The organism is Jannaschia sp. 2305UL9-9, from assembly GCF_041403465.1.
Lineage (GTDB): Bacteria > Pseudomonadota > Alphaproteobacteria > Rhodobacterales > Rhodobacteraceae > Jannaschia.
Genome location: NZ_JBGEHM010000002.1, coordinates 819146 through 833883, shown reverse-complemented (window position 1 = coordinate 833883; position 14738 = coordinate 819146). Strand labels below are relative to the sequence as shown.

Here is a 14738-nt window from a genome sequence, read left to right as displayed (position 1 = left end):
GTTTCATGTTTCCCGACCCGCTGCAATGGCGGGACGCGCGCTATCGCTGGATGCGGTTGACATGCCCCATCTTGCGCCCTGCGCGCACCTCGCCCTTGCCATACAGGTGGACCTGCGTATCGGCCGAGGCCAACAGGTCGGGAACGCGGTCCATGTCATCGCCGATCAGGTTTTCCATCACGACATCCGACACCCGTTGCCCATCCCCGAGCGGCAGCCCCGCGACCGCGCGGATATGCTGCTCGAACTGATCGACCATGCAACCGGCCTGCGTCCAGTGCCCCGAGTTGTGGACCCGTGGGGCGATCTCGTTGACGACAAGACCCGCCGGGGTGACGAACAATTCGACGCCCATCACGCCGACATAGTCCAGCGAACTTGCGATACGCCCGGCCAGAAGGGCCGCGTCCATCCGTTGCGCGGCCGACAGCGCTGCGGGAACCGTGGTGGTGCGCAGAATGCCGTCGCGGTGCACGTTTTCGCCGGGGTCGTAGCAGACCGTCTCGCCCGAGGGGCCCCGCGCGACGATGACCGAAACCTCTCGACTGAAATCGACGACACCTTCGAGGATGGCATCGGCCCCCTGCATGGCATCGAATGCGGCCCCCGCTTCGGCGGGATCATTGAGCCGGACCTGCCCCTTGCCGTCATACCCCAAGCGCCGCGTCTTGAGGATCGCGGGGGTGCCGAGGTCCATCAGGGCGGCCACGAGGGCCCCGACATCGGGCACGTCGCGATAGGGCGCGACGCTCAGGCCGATGGATTCGAGGAACGCCTTCTCGACCAGCCTGTCCTGACTGACGCGCAGCGCCTCGCGCCCCGGGCGGATCGGGCGCGTGGATTCCAGAAGGTCCAGCGCGGTGGCCGGGATGTTCTCGAACTCGTAGGTCACGACATCCACGGATCCCGCAAAGGCCGCGAGGGCCTTGCCGTCGGAATAGGCCGCCTGCGTCCACGTCGTCGCGACCTGTGCCGCGGGCGCCGCCGCGGGTTCGAAGACATGGGTGTCATACCCCAGCCGCGCGGCCGCCATCGCCAGCATGCGCCCCAACTGCCCACCGCCAAGTATGCCGATGGTCGCCCCCTGCGGCAGGGGATCAGTGGCTGTGGAGGGGGATGCGGTCATGGGCGGACTTTCCTGCGCGGCGCGAACGTGGGTTTCGGCGAGATTGAGAGAAGGGGCCTTTGGCCGATGCCGGATGGGGCCTTGTTCCCCGCCCCGGCCAGATCGGAATTCATACCGGGGTTTCCGGGATGGAGGCCGAAAGATCCGCCCGCCACTGATCGAGGCGCCGGGCCAGATCGGGGTCCGATACCGCAAGGATCGCGGCGGCCATGAGGCCCGCGTTCGCCGCGCCCGCGGCGCCGATCGCCATGGTCGCCACCGGAAACCCGCGCGGCATCTGGACGATGGAATACAGGCTGTCGACGCCGGAAAGGGCCTTGGTCTGCACCGGCACGCCGATGACCGGGATGCGGGTCTTGGAGGCCATCATGCCGGGCAGATGCGCCGCGCCGCCCGCGCCCGCGATGATGACCCGAAGGCCCCGGTCGGCCGCGGTCTTGCCATAGGACCAGAGACGGTCCGGCGTGCGGTGGGCCGAGACGATCGCCGTCTCGTAGGGAACGGACAGGGCGTCGAGCATGTCCGCCGCCTCTTTCATCGTGGGCCAATCCGACGTGGACCCCATGATGATGCCGACGGGAGGTGTTTGTGTCATTTCGGCACTCTCAGGCGATGATATCCGGTGTCAGCTCATCCTCGATCCGGGCGATCCGGTCCTTGAGGCCGAGCTTTTGTCGTTTCAGCCGTTTCACGGCCAGCATGTCGGGATTGCGGCTGTCCTCGTAGGCGCGGATCGCCGCATCGAGATCCCGGTGATCCTGGCGCAACACCTCGAGGCGGACACGCAGCACATCCTCGTGCGTCATTTCGAGCGGCGGTCGGGTCATGTGGCGGACCTTTTGGGAACGTTCTTGCGCAATCAAACGTGGTGCAGGTTGTCCTACACCGCCGGGCCACGTTTTCAAAGGGGGCGCGAAGGACTTGCAGTCACCGCCCCGCATCCCCAGATTGATGGGGCGGAACGGTGCCTTGTCAGGGCCGGACTGCATTCGGATCGCTTGGACTTGAGGACCCGACCCATGAGCAAACTTGGCTTCGGCACGCATCCCTACCTTCTCGGCTTCGATGAGCTGGAACGGCTGGTGGAACGGACGGCCCGCACGGGCAACGAGGGGTATCCCCCCTACAACATAGAACAGACCGGCGAGGCCGGGTTCCGCATCACGCTTGCGGTGGCCGGATTCGCCGAAGACGACCTGTCGATCACCCTCGAGGATCGCCAACTGGTCATCCGCGGAAAATCGCGGGACGAGGCGGAACGCGTCTACCTGCATCGCGGCATCGCTTCGCGGCAGTTTCAGCGCGCCTTCGTTCTGGCCGATGGCGTCGACGTCGCCGGTGCATCCATGGAAAACGGGCTTTTGCACGTCGATCTGAACCGATCCGCACCGGAAAACGTTATCCAGACGATACGCATAACATCTCAAGGCGACCAACAGAGCAGTAAGGAGTGACGCCATGACGAACCGCGAAACACTAGATGCCGTCGAAGGGAGCCTGGTCTACGTCCGCAAGATTGCGCTCGACGCCCTGCCGAAGGCCGTGCGTCAGGAAGCCGAGGACGGTGGATTGAACGAGATCTATGCCGTGCACCGCGCCGATGGCGAACAGGTCGCACTGGTCGGTGACCGGTCCATGGCGTTCGACCTTGCGCGACAGAACGATCTGAGGCCGGTCAGCGTTCACTGACCGCCGACAGCACGACAACGAAAGAGGGCCCATGCATGTCGCATCGGGCCCTTTTTTTTCGCGTGCATGAGAAGGACGTTACCGGGGATCGTCCGCAGCCTGCGCCCGCGCCTGAGCAAGCGCCTTGACGATGGCCGTGTCACCCGCAGGTTTGACCAGAACCGGCGTATCCTCACCATAGCGGGCGCGCAGGGCGTTCGTATCGTAACGACCGGTATGAAAGACGAAGGGCTTTCCGATCTGGCGCAGACGGTCCGCAACGGGGAAAACCGTCTGTCCGCGCAGATCGACATCGAGAATTGCCACGTGCAGCGAAGGATCAACAGCGGCGACCGCCTCTTCAACGGTCCCGCAAGGCCCCATGACGGTCGCGCCACGTTCTTCGAGGATCATGGAAAGATCGAGCGCAATGATCGCTTCGTCTTCCACGATGAGGATATTGAGGTCGTCCAACATAAGATACTTTCCGGTCCAGTATACCGAACCATGGTGTGCAGGCGCGGATCAGGCTTCAAACTTCATACAACCACAGCGCGAGCGAGCCACCCTTTCGCTAGTTTCACGATCTAAACCCACGCCACGCCTTTTGGTTCCTTCACGAGAGAATGAAACCAATGTGTACAATCATGCACTTATAGACCATGTATGAAAATCTTCGAGTCTTTTGACGTTTCGTCACTTGCCAAGCCGCAAGGCCGACCTAGCGAAATCAGCCACGAATCGCCGACGATGGCAATCATAGCCGAAGCGGCCCCCCGCCAAAACCGTCTGCCCGCGGAACCGCGGACCGGGCCGGTCGGCAGGGGGCCCTGTCGTTACCCGGCGATCAGGCCCATCGATTCGAGCAGCAACAGGACGCGTTGCGCGCAATCGTCGACTTCGAACCCTTCGGTATCGACCACCAATTCGGCGTTGGTCGGGGTCTCGTAGGGATCCGAAATGCCCGTGAACTCGGGGATCTTGCCCTCACGCGCCAGCTTGTACAGGCCCTTGCGGTCCCGACGTTCGCATTCCTCCAGAGAGGTGGCGACGTGAACCTCGACGAACGCACCGAATGCCTCGATCATCTCACGTGCAGCACGGCGCGTCGCGGTGTAGGGCGCGATGGGTGCACAGATCGCGATACCGCCGTTCTTGGTGATCTCGGACGCGACATAGCCGATGCGCCGGATGTTGATGTCGCGATGCTCCTTGGAGAACGTCAGCTCCGATGACAGGTGCTTGCGCACGACATCCCCGTCCAGAAGCGTGACCGGACGGCCGCCCATTTCCATCAGCTTGACCATGATGGCATTGGCGATGGTCGATTTCCCGGATCCGGACAGGCCGGTGAAGAACACGGTGAAACCCTGCTTGGAACGCGGAGGCGAGGTGCGACGCAACTCCTCGACGACTTCGGGGAAGGAGAACCACTCGGGAATTTCCAGCCCCTCGCGCAGACGACGCCGCAGCTCCGTGCCGGAGATGTTCAGAACCGTGACGTTGTCGCGGTCCTCGATCTCGTCGTTCGGCTCATACTGGGCGCGTTCCTGCACGTAGACCATGTGCTTGAAGTCGACCATTTCGCAGCCGATCTCTGACTGGTGCGCACGATACAGGTCCTGCGCATCGTACGGGCCATAGAAGTCCTCGCCCGCCGAATTCTTGCCGGGGCCCGCGTGATCGCGACCCACGATGAAATGCGTGCAGCCATGGTTGGCGCGGATCAGACCATGCCAGACGGCTTCCCGCGGCCCGGCCATGCGCATGGCCAGATTGAGCAGCGACATGGTCGTGGTCGACGGCTGATACTTGTCCAGCACCGCCTCGTAACAGCGGACACGGGTGAAGTGATCGACATCGCCCGGCTTGGTCATGCCGACGATCGGATGGATCAGCAGGTTGGCCTGCGCCTCACGTGCGGCGCGGAACGTCAGTTCCTGGTGGGCACGGTGCAAGGGGTTGCGCGTCTGGAAGGCGACGACCCGGCGCCAGCCCATCTTGCGGAAATAGGCGCGCAATTCGTTCGGCGTGTCGCGACGGGCCCGGAAATCATAGTGGATCGGCTGCTGAATGCCGGTGATGGCACCGCCCAGGTAAATGTCCCCGGCCGTGTTGTGCAGGTAGTTGACCGCCGGATGCGCAACGTCATCGGCGCCGAACACCATTTCGGCTTCGCGCGACTTGTTGGGCGTGTACTTGGACGACACGGACAGGATCGCGAGGATGACACCCTCCGGATCGCGCAGGGCGATGTCCTGCCCCTCCTCGACGGTGGCCGCGAATTTCTCGTGCACGTCGAGGGTGATCGGCATCGGCCACAGGGTGCCGTCGGCCAGACGCATGTTCTCGACGACATTCTCGTAGTCGGCCTGATCGAGGAACCCCTTCAGAGGATTGAAGCCCCCATTCATCAACAATTCGAGGTCACAGACCTGGCGCGGCGTAAGGTCCCAGCTCGGAAGATCGCCGGCGTCCAGCTTCAGCTTCTGGGCGCTGTCATGACTGACGAAAAGTTCGGGAATGGGGGAAAGGTTTGTCTGCATCAATCTGGTCCTGATCTTGAGGGGGGACAGGCCGGAGGCCGTGCCGGTCAGCTCTGCATGCAGAGCGTCGTACTCGCGCAACTTGCGTGCGAGGAACGTATCGGTGAGCCGGTTCTTTTCGGCTGCACCACGCGGGGTGAGAACATAGGCAAAGCGCTGGCGCCGATCCGGCCCCTTGCGATCACCGATCTTCAGAAGACCGGCCTCTGCCGCTGCCCGCAGCCGGGTGTTCACCCGGCCAAGCGAAACCCCCAAGGCCGCTGCAATGGTCCGCTGCGTGGCCTCCGGCGCCAGATCGACCTGACGCAGCAGACGAAACAATTCGTCCTCCTCTGCATCTGGCGTGGGTTCGGGGGCGGGTAACATTGCGCACGACTCGGGTTGTTCACGGCTGAACACATATGAAACGATATGCGTTCACGCCAGAACATACTTTGCCGAACGGCGTATTTCTGCCGGTGTCGCCCGTCTGCCCGACAGCCCCGGTTCAGAAATAGGGGGCGAAACAGGCCGCCTGATCCGGATCGGGCGCGCCGCGTCCGTTGATGATGACAAGGGCGGCCTGCGCGCGGGCATCACCCGGGTTGCGCGCAAGCATCGCCTGAACCGTCCTTGCGTCATCAGTCCGGATCGCATCGACGAATGGACCGTCGCGCACCGGATCGGCATCCGGACAGACGCCACCGGCCGCCGACACACCGCGCGGAGCCCGGTCGTTTGCCGGCCCCGACGACCCACCACAGGCCGCAAGGGACAAAACGAGGGTCACGGGAAGGATGGTGCGAAACGTTATGCGCATTGCGGCGACTTTCGGTTTGGGGCCTTTGCCCACCACCCTGCCCGGTCCGCGCCGCAGCCTCAAGCAACGGCGCGCGCGGGCGTCCGGAAAACGCCTTCAGCCGGCGGCGTCGACAGGGGCACCGTATCCCAGTGGTTCGGTCTGATCCTGCTCGATCTCGCTGTCCTGACCGTGTTCGGCAAGGAACCGCTCCACCTCCAGCGCGGCCATGCAGCCCATGCCGGCGCTGGTGACGGCCTGACGATAGATATGGTCGGTCAGGTCACCAGCCGCGAAAACGCCCGGAATGGAGGTCGCCGTGCTGTCGGGTTTCGTGACGACGTAGCCGCCGTTGTGCAGGTCGAGCCAATCCGTCACGAGCGAGGACGCAGGCGCGTGACCGATCGCCACGAAGAACCCGTGTACGGAAATCTCGCGCGGCTCACCGGTTTCGCGGTGCTTGAGGCGCAGCCCCTCGACACCACGGGGCTGGTCGCTGCCCAGCACCTCGTCGACCTCGTGGTCCCAGATGATCTCGACCTTGGGGTGCTTGAACAATCGGTCCTGCAGGATCTTTTCCGCCCGCAGCGTATCGCGCCGGTGGATCAGGGTGACCTTGCTCGCGAAATTCGTCAGAAACAGCGCTTCTTCGACGGCGGTATTGCCACCACCCACGACCGCGACCTCCTTGCCGCGATAGAAGAAGCCGTCACAGGTGGCGCAGGCCGATACGCCGAACCCCTTGAAATGTTCCTCGGACGGCAGGCCCAGCCACTTGGCCTGTGCGCCCGTCGCCAGAATCAGCGCATCGCAGGTATAGACGGTGCCGCCATCCGACGTCGCCGTAAACGGCCGCTTCGACAGATCCAGCGAGGCGATGTGATCCGAGACGATGTCGGTGCCCACGGCGCGGGCGTGCTCCTCCATCCGGACCATGAGGTCGGGCCCCTGAACCTCGGTATCGCCCGGCCAGTTCTCGACCTCGGTCGTGATGGTCAATTGCCCACCCGGCTGAATGCCCTGGATCAACACGGGTTCCAGCATGGCACGGCTGGCGTAGACGGCGGCGGTATATCCCGCGGGGCCGGAACCGATGATGAGCACCTTTGAATGACGGGTCTGGGACATGAGCGCGGCCTCCTGGCTTTGGGCTGGCGATATAGGGCGCGAATCGTGACAAGTAAAAGCCCCGGTCTCGGTGTCGTGAAGGGGGCCGCGAACGGACGGACCCGGCGGCCGCCCCATCCGCCCCCCGCCGGTCGGCAAAGAGGGTCATTTGACGAAATAATCTTGCGCCCGGACCCGCGTCGTGGGAAACGATCTTGGATATATTTGCCCAGACCGGACCCAGAATGCCCAGCTCTCGCCTTGACCCAATCGACCGCCAGATCCTTGCGGAACTTCAGGCAGACGGGCGGATGACGAACGTGGAACTGGCACGCCGGGTCGGCATCAGCGCGCCCCCATGCCTGCGCCGCGTGCGCGCCCTCGAAGATGCCGGCTTCATCCAGGGCTATCATGCCGATGTCGATGCCCGGTCCCTCGGGTTCGAGGTTCAGGTCTTCGCGATGGTGTCGCTCAACCGTCAGGCCGAGGTCGACCTGTCGGCGTTCGAGGACCGCTGCCGCGACTGGCCGCTCGTGCGGGAATGTCACATGCTGAACGGTGAGATCGATTTCATCCTGAAATGCGTCGCCCCGGATCTGTCGACGTTCCAGTCTTTCCTGACCAGCGAGTTGACGGCGGCGGAAAATGTCGCCTCGGTCAAGACATCGCTGGTGATCCGCGGCGCCAAGGACACCCCCGGCGTGCCCTTCGATGTGCTGGAGGCACGCCTCGCGCAGGAGGCCTAGGCCAAACCCGCCGCTGCCGGGACACGAAGGCCCCAGGACGCGTATATGCCCCCCGAAAGGATGGACGATGTCCCTGCCAAGTTTTCACATGATCGACGCCGCGCCACAGCCTGTCGCCACCTTTTCCCACTGTACGGAGGTCGACGGCTGGGTTTTCCTGACCGGCCAGATGCCGACATGGCCCGACGATCCGGCCCGCCCCCTGCCCGAGGGGATCGCGGCGCAGACACGCCGCGTGATGGACAACCTGATCCTTGTCCTGAACGGCATGGACCTCGGCCTTGAGAACGTCGCGCAGGCGCGTGTCTACCTGACCGATTTCGACCGCGACTACGCGGAGATGAACGCCACCTACAGCGGCTATTTCGCGAAAGGGAAACTGCCTGCGCGCACCTGTATCGGCGTCACGGGGCTGGCCGTCGGGGCATTGGTCGAAATCGACATGGTCGCCCGCCGGCCCTGACACGCCGCGTGCCCCCGCGTGGCGCGCGGCATCGAACCGCGGCGGCGCGCAATGTGCCGTTGCGCCCGGACGCCCCGACGAACAAGGCCCCGCACATGACGTGTCGGGGCCTTTCGATTGATCGGATCGGACCGAAGGTCAGACCTTGAGCGCGGGAATGATCTGTTTCTTGCGGCTCATCACGCCGGGCAGGACGACCGTATCGCCCGTAACGGTGGCGCCGAAGCTCTTCTCCGCGACGGTCTTCGTCAGGTCGTTGGGGATCAGCATCGTGGCTTCCTCGTTGAGGATGTCCACGACGAACAGCAGGACCTGTGCCACGCCATCCTCGGCCGCGACGGTGGGCATCGCCTCCATGAGGGCCGCCTTGCGATCCAGGATCTGACCCGGCGAGGTCGTCTCCAGCACGGAGACCCGGAAGGACGTGCCGTCGACCTCGTATTCCTTGGAATCCATCCGCAGAAGCTCCGCCTCCGAAAAGGCGGAGACGTCGGACTTGGCGGCGAACATGTCGGCGGCAAGGTCCGGGATCGACACGCCCAGATCATCGGCCAGCCGCTCGGCCACGGCACGGTCGTGGTCGGTGGTCGTGGGCGAACGGAATTCCAGCGTGTCCGACAGGATGCAGGTCAGCATCGCGCCCTTGATACCCTCGGGCGCGGTCGTCAGCGATTGCCCCATCATGTCCGCCATGATCGTCGCCGTACAGGCCAACGGACGGATGGTGATGTCGATCGGGGCCTTGGTTTCAAGGCCACCGGTCAGCTTGTGATGGTCGATGATCTGGCGCAGGTCGGCGTTGGCGATATTCGCCGGCAGCTCGGCGGGGTTGTTGGTGTCGACCACGACGCAGGGCTGATCGGCGTCGACGTCCAGGATGATCTCCGGCTTTTCGAGGTTCCAGCGGGTCAGCATGAATGCCGCCTCGGTGTTCGGCTCGCCCAGAAGGACGGCCTTGGCAGGCGTGCCCGCCACTTCGGACAGGTACCAGGCCCAGGCGATCGGGCTGCCGGTGGAGTCGGTGTCGGGGGATTTGTGGCCGAATACGAGCGTGGTCATTGATAAGGTCCGTGCTGACGATCAGATGCCGGGGCCTTAACCCGCGAGGCATCGCTTGTCACGGGATTGTCCCCATCGCGTTGCAGGGCAAGGGGCCCGCGGCCTAGGATGCGCGCATGAAGGAAACCGACCTCTACCCCCCGATCAAGGCGTTCCTCGAAGGTCAGGGGTATACCGTAAAGGCAGAGGTCGGCGCCGCCGACGTGGTCGGCCTGCGCTCCGACGAGCCTCCGGTCATCGTGGAGCTGAAGACCGGTTTCAGCCTTGCCCTCGTGCATCAGGGAATCGCCCGGCAGGCCATGACGCCCCATGTCTATCTTGCCGTTCCGGATGTCGCGGGGCGACGGGGGTGGTCCGCCCTCAAGGCCAATCTGAAACTGGCGCGCAGGCTGGGGCTTGGTGTCGTGACGGTGCGCCTTTCGGATGGTCTGATCACGGTGCATTGCGACCCCGGTCCGTTTCAACCGCGCCTGCAGGCGAAACCCCGTCAACGGCTGTTGCGGGAATTCGCCCGGCGCCGGGGGGACCCCAACAAGGGCGGCGCCACGCGCGACGGCCTCGTGACGGCCTATCGACAGGATGCGCTGGCCCTTGCCCGGCATCTCGCCGCCGCGGGCCCCTGCAAAGGCAGTGTCGCGCGGGACGCCTGCAAGGTGCCGCGCGCCACACAGATCATGCGCGACAATCACTATGGCTGGTTCGTCAAGGTCTCGGTCGGGGTCTATGAGCTGTCGCAAGCGGGGCGGGACGCGACCGCGCAGCATCCGGTGGAACAGTAGCAGGGGCCGCGCGCAAACGCCGTCAGCCCGACCGGACACGGAATCGTTTGCCGGCGACGCCACGCGCCATCTCGACACTTGCCACGACAGGCGTCACCAAGACGCCCATGCGCCTTGCCCTCCTCACCGTCGCCGCCATGTGCTTTCTGTCCGCCAATTCACTGCTGACGCGGGCGGGGGTGCTGGATGGCACGGATCCGCTTGCCTTTGCCGCGATCCGCGTGGGATCGGGGGCCATCGTCCTGAGCCTTCTGGCCGCGCGGCGGGGCATCACCCTCGGGGGCGGACGCAGGTGGGGCGCGGCCCTCGCGCTGGCCGTATACCTTCTGGGGTTCAGCCTTGCCTATCGCACGCTGGATGCAGGGCTCGGTGCGCTGATCCTGTTTGCCGTGGTCCAGATCGGGCTTTTCGGCATGGGCCTTGTGCGCGGCGAGGGCACCGGCCCGCAACAGCTGGGCGGCATGGCGCTGGCGTTGATCGGCCTTGGCTGGCTGCTGTGGCCTTCGGACAGCGTCCGGATCGATCCGATGGATGCGGCGTTGATGGCGACGGCTGGCCTCGCTTGGGCATTCTATTCCCTCGCCGGGCGGTTCGAACCACGCCCCCTTGCGGGGTCGGCGGGCAACTTCCTGTTGGCGGCGGGCGGTTTCGCACTGGCCGCGCCGCTTTGGCTGGGCACGCCGATCACGCCATTCGGGGTCCTGATGGCGGTTCTGTCCGGCGGCATCGCATCGGGCCTCGGCTACGCGATGCTGTTCCGTGTGCTGCCCGCGATGAGCAGTGCCACGGCAGGTGTCGCGCAATTGTCCGTGCCGGTCCTTGCCATGATCGCCGGGGCCGTCCTGCTGGCCGAACCGCCGACGCCACGGGCGATGGCGGCAGGTGCGCTCGTGCTGGCGGGGATCGCACTGGCGACGTTGCGGCGTCCGTCGCGCGCATGACGTCGTCGAGGCGCCCCAACCCTGTCCCGGTGGCAACGCGACGCCATCGCCCCATCTTGCCGCACATGACGACCGTCTTCGCCATCCTGTCGGCAATCCTCATCCCTGCGGCCGCCGTGGCGGACAACGCGGCCGACTGCGTTGTCCTGCTGCATGGATTGGCGCGCGGCGATACGTCCTTTCTCGTGATGGACGAAGCACTGACCGCCGAGGGCTTCGCGACGGTCAACGTGGACTATGCCTCCACCTCGGGCACGATCGAGACCCTGGCCGCAGGCACCCTGCCCCCCGCCATCGCGGCCTGTCCCGGCGATGCCCGGCAGATCCATTTCGTCACGCATTCCATGGGCGGCATTCTGCTACGTCAATGGATGGCCGACAACGACTTGCCCCGGCTGGGCCGCACCGTGATGCTGGCCCCGCCCAACCAGGGGTCCGAACTGGTCGACGAGATGCAGGGCCTGCCGCCGTTCGATTGGCTCAACGGGCCTGCGGGGGCACAATTGTCGACGACGGGCCTGCCGACACGGTTGGGGCCGGTCTGGCCGGGGGTCGGCATCATTGCCGGCAATCGCAGCCTCAACCCCGTGTATTCCATGATCCTGCCCGGCGAGGATGACGGCAAGGTGTCCGTTGCCTCTACCCGGGTCGAGGGGATGACTGCACATCTGACGATGCCCGTGACCCATACGTTCCTGATGAACAATCCGCTGGTGATCGGACAGGTTCTGTCGTTCCTGCGGACGGGCGCATTCGTGCCGGGCCTCGGCCTGTTGGACGTCTATGAGACGCTGACCGACTAAAGCGCCCCGGCGCCCGTCAGGCGTCGGCGTCAGGCAAAAGGCCATGCGCCCGCAAAGCCGCGATCATCGGCCCGATGTGGTCCACATGCTTGCGCCATGCCCCGTGGGAGGATCGGTAGAGCGGCTGCCGCACCTGCGCGAAGCTCAGGGTATCTACGCGCTCGGCCTGTTGGTGAAAGGCCAGAACCCCGTCCTCCCACGGCAGGTCGCATGCGGTCAGGAGGCGGCGCGCCTCGCCTTCCGGATCGTCGAGCAGCGCCTCGTAGTGGATGTCGTGAAACGCCCCCGGCAGTGTTTCGCGCCAGAACGCCACCGCATCGCGGAACAGGGCCATATGATCGGCGATGCCCGTCTGGCTTGCGGCATAGCGGTGGGTACCGTCCGGGAAATGGTTGCGCCAGATCGACAGTCCGGTGTCGCGCGGGTCGCGATGCACCACGACGATCCGCGCCTTGGGCAGGATCCGCGTGACCGCGCCGATCTGGACGAAGGTGTGGATCGACTTGTCGGTCAGGCGGCGCGGGGGGACATGTTGGTCTGTGCCACCGGCCGCGGCTTCGGCCGCCTGAACATAGGCCTTGCCCGCCTCGGTCAGCGTCGCGGCATCCACCGAGGCCCCGGCGGCAAAGCCGCGCGTCATGTCGCGCAGGATGGGGTTCAGCACGGCCAGTTCGCCACCCGCACGCACGCCGCTGTGCGCCGCCAGGATCGTTTCGACCAGCGTCGTTCCGGATCGGGGCATGCCGGTGACGAAGATGGGCGCAGCCGCGCAGGCAGATACCGCCCCGCTTTCGGCAAGGCGCGTCCAGTCGGCGCCGGTGATCCGCGCCAGATCGTCGATGTCCGCCTGCGGATCGAAGGGATAGGCCGCGGCCAGCGCGTCGTTCGCCTTGGCAAGGTGGTCGAACGCGGCTTCGGGGTCCGTCCTTTCCAGCGTCCGGGCGAGCGCATAGTGCAGCAGGCGCCGGTCATTGGGGCCGGTCCCTGCATCCGCGACCGCGTGCGCCATGCCGGTCACGACAGGCGCCGCCGGGTCCAGCCTCGTGCCGTAGGCCAGCGCGCGCGCGGCCAGTCCGTGACCCGGTTGCAAGGCGAGGGCCGCGCGCAGATCGGCCTCGGCCGCTTCGCTTTGCCCAAGCGATTGCAACAGCTGCCCCCGCCCGACCAGCAGGTCGGTATCTTCGGGTGCAAGCGCCAGACCTTCGGCATAGGCCGTCAGCGCATCCTCCGTTCGGCGCGCGGCAGAGGCCGCACGCGCCAGAAGATGCGCACGTCCCCGGGCCGAGGGTTTGCGCCGGCCGGCGAGGGACATGGCCTCGACCGCCCGCCCCTGCGCCAGGGCGACTTCGGCAGCGAGGGCCAGCGCCGTGTCGGATCGGGGCGCCGCCGCGAGTGCGGCATCACAGGCGCGGGCCGCGTGGTCCAGCAGGCCGCCTGACAGGGCAAGCCTTGCAAAGGTGATCTGCGCATCGGCCCATGCGGGTGCCTGAAGTGCGGCACGCCGCGCCTCGGACAGGGCGGGCGCCACCTGGCCGGCACGCGCCAATGCCTGCGTCAGGCCAAGGCGCAGGTCGACGGCATAGGGCTCCAACCGCAGACCGGTGCGAAACGCCTCGGCCGCCGGGGCAAGGCGACCAGCCGCGAGACGTCCCTGCCCGACCATGGCCAATGGAACCGCCGCGGACCGCGCCCGAAGCAGCGGGGCGGCCGCGGCCTCCAACCCGCGCAGATCGCCCGCTTTCAGACAGGCGGACATCCTTGCCAGATCACGCGGTTTGGCCGCCCCCGTCCCGATGGCACGGGCTCCCTGCCCGGTCGAGGCGGCGGTGATCATCGTCACGAGGGGGCCCGGCAGATCGGCACGACGCGCCCGTTTCACAAGGTCCCGCGCCGTGCCGGTGGCATGGGCGAACAGGGCCAGTTCCATCCAGATCGACGGCTCCTTCGGGGCGGCGGCCAGCGCCGCGTCATAGCTTTCGCGCGCAAGATCGACCTGTCCAAGTGCGGCCTGCGCGCGCGCCATGTGAAACCGGGCCTCGGGCCAATCGGGCCGTCTGGACAGAAGTGGTGCCAACAGGGCGTGGGCCGCCTCCGCCCGGTCGGAATCAAGGGCACGGCGGGCATCGGCAAGGGCGGTCTGATCAGCGGTCATGGTGACGGCGTATCACGCGGAAGGACCGGGATGTAGGGGCCGCGCGCGCCCCGTCCGCGCGATCCAATACACGCGCCCGAAACCGATTGTTTCACCCATATCCATTGATCGAATCATTCGTCTGCTGCGACAACGGAGGCCGCGGTGGGGGCCGTAACTGCCAGGACGACCTCGTCATGACTGCATATCAGCGGCTGCCCTCCGCGTCCTTCCGATCCGCCCTCGACCCCGATCTAGACCGGGATGGTGCCCGCACCACGGCACCCGACACGCGCGCCATGGCGCCCTATGACCTTGCCTGGATCGACAGCCGCGGCGTCGCGACATGGGATCGACGTCGCCTGCCCGACACGCCCCAGATCGAAGGTGCGGTTTCCTGCCTTGCGCGGGGGGCCATGCTTCGCGGACCACGTGGACCGGTCGCGATCGAGGATCTGGTTCCCGGCGACCGGATCGCCACCCGGTCGGGGGGCACGGTGCAGATCGACTGGATCGGGTCGCGCACCTATCGCGGCGGAACCGATACGCCGCGGTTCTTCCGCATTGCCGCGCGCGCCTTCGGCGCGCAGG

General features: G+C 65.9%; 17 protein-coding genes. 8 read left to right on the top strand and 9 right to left on the bottom strand.

All coding sequences use genetic code 11. The annotated features are described in order from the left end of the window. Positions 1-40 precede the first annotated feature (40 nt). The 3 genes from V6N07_RS12050 to V6N07_RS12040 form a co-directional block, all read right to left on the bottom strand. On the bottom strand, positions 41-1126 hold the full coding sequence (locus V6N07_RS12050) for a 5-(carboxyamino)imidazole ribonucleotide synthase (protein ID WP_371156551.1): 1086 nt from the start codon (positions 1124-1126) through the stop codon (positions 41-43). A 109-nt stretch (positions 1127-1235) separates the two neighbouring features. Next, positions 1236-1721 (bottom strand): 5-(carboxyamino)imidazole ribonucleotide mutase, encoded by a 486-nt coding sequence (gene purE, locus V6N07_RS12045; protein ID WP_371156550.1) that lies wholly within the window; start codon positions 1719-1721, stop codon positions 1236-1238. 10 nt (positions 1722-1731) lie between these two features. After that, positions 1732-1953 (bottom strand): YdcH family protein, encoded by a 222-nt coding sequence (locus V6N07_RS12040; protein ID WP_371156549.1) that lies wholly within the window; start codon positions 1951-1953, stop codon positions 1732-1734. A gap of 192 nt (positions 1954-2145) precedes the next feature. Between V6N07_RS12040 and V6N07_RS12035 the strand changes: the two genes are divergently transcribed. Together V6N07_RS12035 and V6N07_RS12030 are read left to right on the top strand one after the other, a co-directional pair. Further along, the gene (locus V6N07_RS12035; protein ID WP_371156548.1) at positions 2146-2580 is read left to right on the top strand and encodes an Hsp20 family protein; all 435 of its coding nucleotides are present in this window, start codon (positions 2146-2148) and stop codon (positions 2578-2580) included. Positions 2581-2584: 4 nt separating this feature from the next. Next, positions 2585-2815, top strand: coding sequence for a DUF1150 family protein (locus V6N07_RS12030; RefSeq protein WP_371156547.1), 231 nt, complete (start codon positions 2585-2587; stop codon positions 2813-2815). A 78-nt stretch (positions 2816-2893) separates the two neighbouring features. On the opposite strand, the gene V6N07_RS12025 is transcribed toward V6N07_RS12030, so the two are convergent. From V6N07_RS12025 to trxB, 4 genes are all read right to left on the bottom strand, one after another. Beyond that, positions 2894-3271 (bottom strand): response regulator, encoded by a 378-nt coding sequence (locus tag V6N07_RS12025; RefSeq protein WP_371156546.1) that lies wholly within the window; start codon positions 3269-3271, stop codon positions 2894-2896. A gap of 359 nt (positions 3272-3630) precedes the next feature. Beyond that, positions 3631-5706, bottom strand: a complete 2076-nt coding sequence (locus V6N07_RS12020) for a bifunctional sulfate adenylyltransferase/adenylylsulfate kinase (RefSeq protein WP_371156545.1) — start codon at positions 5704-5706, stop codon at positions 3631-3633. A gap of 121 nt (positions 5707-5827) precedes the next feature. Next, positions 5828-6139 carry a hypothetical protein gene (locus V6N07_RS12015; RefSeq protein WP_371156544.1) on the bottom strand — a complete coding sequence of 104 codons (312 nt, stop codon included), beginning with the start codon at positions 6137-6139 and terminating at the stop codon, positions 5828-5830. A gap of 96 nt (positions 6140-6235) precedes the next feature. Next, positions 6236-7246: a thioredoxin-disulfide reductase gene (gene trxB, locus V6N07_RS12010; protein WP_371156543.1), complete on the bottom strand. Its 1011-nt coding sequence runs from the start codon at positions 7244-7246 to the stop codon at positions 6236-6238. A 224-nt stretch (positions 7247-7470) separates the two neighbouring features. Here trxB and V6N07_RS12005 point away from each other — a divergent pair, with 224 nt between their 5' ends. Both V6N07_RS12005 and V6N07_RS12000 read left to right on the top strand, forming a co-directional pair. Further along, entirely contained in the window at positions 7471-7971 is a 501-nt protein-coding gene (locus tag V6N07_RS12005; RefSeq protein ID WP_371156542.1) for an Lrp/AsnC family transcriptional regulator, read from the top strand. Between the two features lie 67 nt (positions 7972-8038). Further along, complete coding sequence (locus tag V6N07_RS12000) at positions 8039-8434, top strand: RidA family protein (RefSeq protein WP_371156541.1); 396 nt, start codon at positions 8039-8041, stop codon at positions 8432-8434. A gap of 138 nt (positions 8435-8572) precedes the next feature. On the opposite strand, the gene V6N07_RS11995 is transcribed toward V6N07_RS12000, so the two are convergent. Then, positions 8573-9493 carry a manganese-dependent inorganic pyrophosphatase gene (locus tag V6N07_RS11995; protein ID WP_371156540.1) on the bottom strand — a complete coding sequence of 307 codons (921 nt, stop codon included), beginning with the start codon at positions 9491-9493 and terminating at the stop codon, positions 8573-8575. Between the two features lie 116 nt (positions 9494-9609). Here V6N07_RS11995 and V6N07_RS11990 point away from each other — a divergent pair, with 116 nt between their 5' ends. From V6N07_RS11990 to V6N07_RS11980, 3 genes are all read left to right on the top strand, one after another. Beyond that, positions 9610-10272 (top strand): DUF2161 domain-containing phosphodiesterase, encoded by a 663-nt coding sequence (locus V6N07_RS11990; protein WP_371156539.1) that lies wholly within the window; start codon positions 9610-9612, stop codon positions 10270-10272. Positions 10273-10379: 107 nt separating this feature from the next. Further along, entirely contained in the window at positions 10380-11213 is an 834-nt protein-coding gene (locus V6N07_RS11985) for a DMT family transporter (RefSeq protein WP_371156538.1), read from the top strand. Positions 11214-11278: 65 nt separating this feature from the next. Then, a complete protein-coding gene (locus V6N07_RS11980) occupies positions 11279-12016 on the top strand; it encodes an esterase/lipase family protein (RefSeq protein WP_371156537.1) in 738 nt (245 codons plus the stop codon). A 16-nt stretch (positions 12017-12032) separates the two neighbouring features. Here the strand turns inward: V6N07_RS11980 and V6N07_RS11975 are convergent, their stop codons facing one another. After that, positions 12033-14168 (bottom strand): sulfotransferase, encoded by a 2136-nt coding sequence (locus V6N07_RS11975; RefSeq protein ID WP_371156536.1) that lies wholly within the window; start codon positions 14166-14168, stop codon positions 12033-12035. Positions 14169-14344: 176 nt separating this feature from the next. Between V6N07_RS11975 and V6N07_RS11970 the strand changes: the two genes are divergently transcribed. Next, positions 14345-14738, top strand: a 394-nt coding sequence (locus tag V6N07_RS11970; protein WP_371156535.1) for a Hint domain-containing protein, incomplete at its 3' end; no start/stop codon positions are given.

What these genes read in the sequence shown, in the direction of transcription:
- V6N07_RS12005 (WP_371156542.1), top strand. Translation starts at nt 7,471, where the DNA reads ATGCCCAGCTCTCGCCTTGACCCAATCGACCGCCAGATCCTTGCGGAA.
- purE (WP_371156550.1), bottom strand. Translation starts at nt 1,721, where the DNA reads ATGACACAAACACCTCCCGTCGGCATCATCATGGGGTCCACGTCGGAT.
- V6N07_RS11975 (WP_371156536.1), bottom strand. Translation starts at nt 14,168, where the DNA reads ATGACCGCTGATCAGACCGCCCTTGCCGATGCCCGCCGTGCCCTTGAT.
- V6N07_RS12015 (WP_371156544.1), bottom strand. Translation starts at nt 6,139, where the DNA reads ATGCGCATAACGTTTCGCACCATCCTTCCCGTGACCCTCGTTTTGTCC.
- V6N07_RS12050 (WP_371156551.1), bottom strand. Translation starts at nt 1,126, where the DNA reads ATGACCGCATCCCCCTCCACAGCCACTGATCCCCTGCCGCAGGGGGCG.
- V6N07_RS12040 (WP_371156549.1), bottom strand. Translation starts at nt 1,953, where the DNA reads ATGACCCGACCGCCGCTCGAAATGACGCACGAGGATGTGCTGCGTGTC.
- V6N07_RS11985 (WP_371156538.1), top strand. Translation starts at nt 10,380, where the DNA reads ATGCGCCTTGCCCTCCTCACCGTCGCCGCCATGTGCTTTCTGTCCGCC.
- V6N07_RS12030 (WP_371156547.1), top strand. Translation starts at nt 2,585, where the DNA reads ATGACGAACCGCGAAACACTAGATGCCGTCGAAGGGAGCCTGGTCTAC.
- trxB (WP_371156543.1), bottom strand. Translation starts at nt 7,246, where the DNA reads ATGTCCCAGACCCGTCATTCAAAGGTGCTCATCATCGGTTCCGGCCCC.
- V6N07_RS12035 (WP_371156548.1), top strand. Translation starts at nt 2,146, where the DNA reads ATGAGCAAACTTGGCTTCGGCACGCATCCCTACCTTCTCGGCTTCGAT.
- V6N07_RS11980 (WP_371156537.1), top strand. Translation starts at nt 11,279, where the DNA reads ATGACGACCGTCTTCGCCATCCTGTCGGCAATCCTCATCCCTGCGGCC.
- V6N07_RS12020 (WP_371156545.1), bottom strand. Translation starts at nt 5,706, where the DNA reads ATGTTACCCGCCCCCGAACCCACGCCAGATGCAGAGGAGGACGAATTG.
- V6N07_RS11995 (WP_371156540.1), bottom strand. Translation starts at nt 9,493, where the DNA reads ATGACCACGCTCGTATTCGGCCACAAATCCCCCGACACCGACTCCACC.
- V6N07_RS12025 (WP_371156546.1), bottom strand. Translation starts at nt 3,271, where the DNA reads ATGTTGGACGACCTCAATATCCTCATCGTGGAAGACGAAGCGATCATT.
- V6N07_RS12000 (WP_371156541.1), top strand. Translation starts at nt 8,039, where the DNA reads ATGTCCCTGCCAAGTTTTCACATGATCGACGCCGCGCCACAGCCTGTC.
- V6N07_RS11990 (WP_371156539.1), top strand. Translation starts at nt 9,610, where the DNA reads ATGAAGGAAACCGACCTCTACCCCCCGATCAAGGCGTTCCTCGAAGGT.